Annotated in this window: 1 protein-coding gene; it reads left to right on the top strand. The window is 73.7% G+C overall.

The annotated features are described in order from the left end of the window. A partial coding sequence (locus tag FNQ90_RS25450) for a zinc-dependent metalloprotease (protein WP_182608464.1) occupies positions 1 to 453 on the top strand: 453 nt, incomplete at its 5' end. Between the last annotated feature and the right edge of the window lie 345 nt (positions 454 to 798).

The following is a 798-nucleotide window of genomic DNA, read 5'->3' as shown; positions in this document are numbered from 1 at the left end:
CCCGGTACCCGCGCCGGCGGCCCGGCCGCCGCGCCGCCCCCGGCGTCCCCCGGCTCGCTGATGGAGCTGGTGCAGACCCCGCGGCAGCGGGAGATCCTGGACCGGCTGACCGCCGTGATGTCCCTGCTGGAGGGGCACGCGGACTACGTCATGGACGGGGTCGGACCGCAGGTTGTGCCCTCGGTGGCCGAGATCCGCGAGAAGTTCGCCCAACGGCGCCGCACCGGGGCCGGCCGGCTGGACCGGGTGCTGCGGCGAATGCTGGGCATGGACGCCAAGCTCCGGCAGTACCGTGACGGGGAGCGCTTCGTCCGGACGGTCGTGGACGAGGTGGGCATGGCCGGCTTCAACCGGGTGTGGACCTCGCCGAACACGCTGCCCACCAGGTCGGAGATCACCCGCCCCGAGGAGTGGGTGGCCCGGGTGCGGCCGGCGGCCGGAACCGGCGGCTGACGGCCCCCGGGGGGCGCGTCGCCCGGTGTCCCGTGTCGGCCCGGGCGGCCGTCCGGGTGGGGCGTTCGGTTCCCTCGGACCAACGACTTCACCCGTACGAGGGAGTACGGACACGGACGCGGCGTGCGATGCTCGGGATACCGGCCTTCTCTGTCACCATGTACGCACCGAGAGTGATCGGTTTTGTGACCGTCCGTAGCCCGAGGAAGTGAGTCGGACATGGGTCCCCATCCCGCGGTCGCCGCGATACGCCTGGCGGTTCGCCGCACCCTTCAGGAACTCCTCCGCGAGGTGGGGTCCGTGCCCACCGCGCCCGTTCCCGTCCCGACCGGGCTCCCCGCCCCC

Origin of the sequence: Streptomyces alkaliphilus, assembly GCF_014141535.1 — a bacterium.
GTDB lineage: Bacteria > Actinomycetota > Actinomycetes > Streptomycetales > Streptomycetaceae > Streptomyces > Streptomyces alkaliphilus.
Note: the sequence above shows the minus strand (reverse complement) of the source record. Positions and strands in the feature narration are given on the sequence as shown.